This is a genomic window from Mesorhizobium sp. M7A.F.Ca.US.002.01.1.1 (genome assembly GCF_004022955.1).
GTDB classification, from domain to species: Bacteria; Pseudomonadota; Alphaproteobacteria; order Rhizobiales; family Rhizobiaceae; genus Mesorhizobium; species Mesorhizobium ciceri.
On sequence record NZ_RZQE01000498.1, the window covers coordinates 1 to 4176 of the forward strand.

Annotated in this window: 2 protein-coding genes and 1 pseudogene; all 3 read left to right on the forward strand. The window is 64.0% G+C overall.

Features of this window, described 5'->3' with window-relative positions:
* Positions 1-666, forward strand: a pseudogene (locus EN932_RS30535) (amidohydrolase); the annotation flags it as partial.
* Positions 663-1595: a dimethylarginine dimethylaminohydrolase family protein gene (locus EN932_RS30540; RefSeq protein ID WP_013532649.1), complete on the forward strand. Its 933-nt coding sequence runs from the start codon at positions 663-665 to the stop codon at positions 1593-1595. The pseudogene EN932_RS30535 and the gene EN932_RS30540, both read left to right, overlap by 4 nt.
* Before the next feature lie 150 nt (positions 1596-1745).
* Entirely contained in the window at positions 1746-3899 is a 2154-nt protein-coding gene (locus tag EN932_RS30545; RefSeq protein ID WP_013532650.1) for a penicillin-binding protein 1A, read from the forward strand.
* The last annotated feature ends 277 nt before the right edge of the window (positions 3900-4176 follow it).

Sequence of the window (4176 nt, forward strand, 5' to 3'; positions counted from 1 at the left end):
GAGCGGCATTGGGTGTCGAAGTCACGACCGGGACTTGCCAATCATGCCATGGCCGAGATCGCCTATGAAGCGCTGTCGACGGTCGGGCCGCCGCGCTGGGACGAAGACGCCAAGGCAGTCGCGCGCGAAATACAGGTCAATGCCGGGCGCATGGCGAGCGACGAGCCGTTCATCGAAGAGCTGGAGCGCCTGATCGAGCCGCAGGCGGCGGAAGCGATCCTGCGCCGCGACCTGCCGCCCTCGCAGGTCAATTCGACCTCCGACGATTACACCGACATGAGCTGGCACACGCCGACGGCGCGCTTCTATGTCGCCCGCCCGGCACTGCGTTCGGAGACCGGCTATCCCTATCCAGCCTGGGTGATGAATGCGCTGGGCGGTATTTCGGCCACGATCGACCCGATGGTGGCCTGCGCCTCCCGCACGATCGCGCTTGCCGCCCTTCGCCTGCTGGAAGACCAGACTGCCCGCGAAGCGGCGATGGACGAGTTCGTTACCCGCACCGGCGGCGGCATCGGCGGTTCGAACTGGATCGCACCGCTTTGCGACTACGAGCCGCCGATCGGGTTTCGCTGGCCAGAATATGTCACCACCCCGCGTGGACGCGACTGGTGGATACCGAGCAATCAGACACCCCCAAGTCACCTCACGAGGAGCATCCCATGACCGTTCATGACCGCATTGTCGCCGAGCCGTTTTCGCTGCAGCGCCGCAACCCCGCCGGCGGCACCAAGCCGCTGACCGCCTGGGGTTTTGCCAACGAGACCGACGTGCTGACCGACGTCCTGCTCGGCTCGCCCAATTTCCTGCGTCATCTGTCGACCAGCTCGCTGTCGCGCAAGCACCTGCGCGAGGCGCCCTGCAACGTGCAGATCGCGCAGGCACAGCACAAGGACCTGGTCGCCGCCTACGAGCATTTCGGCGTCAACATCCACTGGCACGAGCCGACGCCCGAGCTGCCGATGCAGGTCTATTCCCGCGATTCCAGCGTCATGACGCCCTACGGCGCCTTCATCACCGCCATGGCCAACTGGTGGCGGCGCGGCGAGAACTATGCCGCGATCCGCACCTACGAAAAACTCGGCATCCCGATCTACGACATGGTCACGGCTGGTACCTTCGAGGGCGGCGACTTCAACGTCATCGAGGACGGCGTCGTGCTGATAGGCTGCGGCGGCGCGCGCACGCAGGAGGAAGGTGCGCGCCAGGTGCAGGCCTGGTTCGACAAGGAAGGCTGGGAAACCCGCATCGCTTTCATCGACGAATATTACGTCCATATCGACCTGATGGTGGTGCCGATCGCCGAAAAACTGACCGCCGTCTGCCTTGCCTGCACCGAGCCCGGCATTGTCGACTGGCTGAAGGGCAAAGGCCACGAGATCATCGACGTGCCGTTCCAGGACACGATGGCGCTCGGCTGCAACTTCATGTCGCTGGGCAAGGACCGCGTGATCGCGCCGACCTCCAGCCAGTCGCTGATCGGCCAGCTCAAGGCCCGCGGTTTCGAGGTCGCGGCCGTCGACATGAGCGAGATTTCGAAGACCGGCGGCGGCATCCACTGCATGGCGCAGGCGCTGAAGCGCGAACCGGCCTGAGCCGGCTCGCCCCTCAGCAACAAACCCGATACTGTGTCTTCGCTGCCCTTGTGAGTGCTGGAAAAATGGAGGAATAGTCTTGCGGAATGCATCGCCCTGAAATTGCCGGTTTGCGGTACTCAGGTCGTGCAATTGCTAGCCGGATTCCGAATGGCCAGTCCCGAACCGCGCAAGAGAAGAGGTCCGATCGCCGCCCGGCTGCTGGCGCTCGACGCGTGGATCGATTCCTCGCTCTACGAGATCGGCTTCAAGGCGCGCCAGTTCTGGGAATCGGCGACGATCTTCTCGCGGCGCTTCCGCGTCAACGGCTGGCGCCGTGGCATCATCGAAGTGTTGAGCGAAGGTTTTACGCTCGGCGCCGGCGGCATCGTGGTGATGCTGGCGCTGGCCATTCCGGCTTTCCAGGATACGGCCGGCGACTGGCGCGCCCAGGGCGACTTCGCCGTCACCTTCCTCGACCGCTATGGCAACGAGATCGGCCAGCGCGGCATCATCCAGCGCGATTCCGTGCCGGTCGACGAGATGCCCGATCACGTCATCAAGGCGGTGCTTGCTACCGAGGATCGCCGCTTCTTCGATCACTACGGCATCGATGTGCTCGGCCTTTCCCGCGCCATCTTCGAGAATGTGCGGGCCAATTCCGTCGTTCAGGGCGGCTCGAGCATAACCCAGCAGCTGGCCAAGAACCTGTTCCTCACCAATGAGCGCACGCTGGAGCGCAAGATCAAGGAAGCCTTCCTGTCGCTGTGGCTCGAGGCCAATCTGTCGAAGAAGGAAATCCTGCAGCTCTATCTCGATCGAGCCTACATGGGGGGCGGTACGTTCGGCATCGAGGCGGCCGCCGATTTCTATTTCGGCAAGAGCGTCAAGGATCTGAACCTCGCCGAGGCGGCGATGCTGGCCGGGCTGTTCAAGGCGCCGACCAAATATGCGCCGCACATCAACCTGCCGGCAGCGCGCGCACGCGCCAATGTGGTGCTGTCCAACCTTGTCGATTCCGGCTTCATGACCGAGGGCCAGGTTCTGCAGGCAAGACTGCATCCGGCCGACGTCGTCGACCGCGGCGAGCAGAAAAGTCCGGACTATTACCTCGACTGGGCATTCGACGAGGTCAAGAAGATCGCCAAACCGGGCCAGCACTCGCTTGTTGCCCACACCACCTTCGACGCGAACATCCAGAAGGCAGCGGAAGAATCGGTGGAGTTCCACCTGCGCCAGTTCGGCAAGGAGTACAACGTCACCGAAGGTGCCGTCGTCGTCATCGAGACCAACGGCGCCGTGCGCGCCATCGTCGGCGGCCGCGACTATGGCGCCAGCCAGTTCAACCGCGCCACCAAGGCGCTGCGCCAGACCGGCTCGTCATTCAAACCCTATGTCTATGCAACGGCGATGGAACACGGCTTCACGCCCAACTCCATCATCTCCGGCGGCCCGATCAGCTGGGGGTCCTGGTCGCCGCACAATTACAGCGGCGGATCGGCGGGCAATGTAACTCTGATCATGGCTATGGCCAAATCGATCAACACCGTGCCGGTTCGGCTGGCCAAGGATCACCTTGGCATCGGGCCGATCAAGGCCATGGCCGAGGCGATGGGCGTGGAATCGCCGCTCGAAGCGCACAAGACGATGGTGCTGGGCACCTCGGGCATGACGGTGATGGACCAGGCGACGGGCTACAGCGTGTTCGCCGACAACGGTTTCGTCGGCTTCCGGCACGGCATCAGCCAACTCGTCACCCGCACCGGCGAGGTGGTTTATGATTTCGCCAAGGATGCGCCGCCGCCACACCGGGTGTTGTCGGAGCAGGCGCTGAAATCGATGAACACCATGCTGGCGGCAGTACCGGTGATGGGCACGGCGCGGCGGGCCCAACTTCCCAACATCGTCGTCGCCGGCAAGACGGGCACGACGCAATCCTACCGCGACGCCTGGTTTGTCGGCTTCACCGGCAACTACACGGCGGCAGTATGGATGGGCAATGACGATTTCACGCCGACCAAGAACATGACCGGCGGCTCGCTGCCTGCGATGGTATGGCAGCGCCTGATGGTCTATGCGCACCAGAACATCGACCTCAAGCCGATCCCGGGCATCGACAAGCCCTTCGTCGACGAGGAGATCGCTGCCAAGGCCGAGGAAGCACAGAAGAAGAGCGACGCGCAGGCGGTGGCCGATGCAGCCGCCGAACGGCCGCCGGTGCTGTCCAGCCGCACGACGCAGACGCTGCGGGACATGACCAGCCTGTTCCAGTCGGCGCCCGTCCTCAATACGCCTCAACCGCCGGAGACGCTGTCGGCGCTGTGATGGCGCGCCTGGAACACCCCTCATCCGACCGAGCTTCGCTCGGCCACCGTCTCCCGCAGGGGGAGAAGGAAGAGGCGGCTGCAATTCTACATCGGCCCGCTTGCCACAAGGCCCTGCGCCGCGATATCCCCGAGCGGCAACTCTTCGGTGTCCCCGGCCCTTCATGCTCAAAACTGCCTTCCTGACGTTGCTTTCGCTTGCCATAGCCATCATCGGCGGTGGCGGCAGCGTCTGGCATGCGCTGAAAGTCCAGGATGGCGTCGGCGCCATCCGGATC

Coding starts and splice junctions, on each gene's coding strand:
- EN932_RS30540 (WP_013532649.1), top strand. CDS start 663: ATGACCGTTCATGACCGCATTGTCGCCGAGCCGTTTTCGCTGCAGCGC.
- EN932_RS30545 (WP_013532650.1), top strand. CDS start 1,746: ATGGCCAGTCCCGAACCGCGCAAGAGAAGAGGTCCGATCGCCGCCCGG.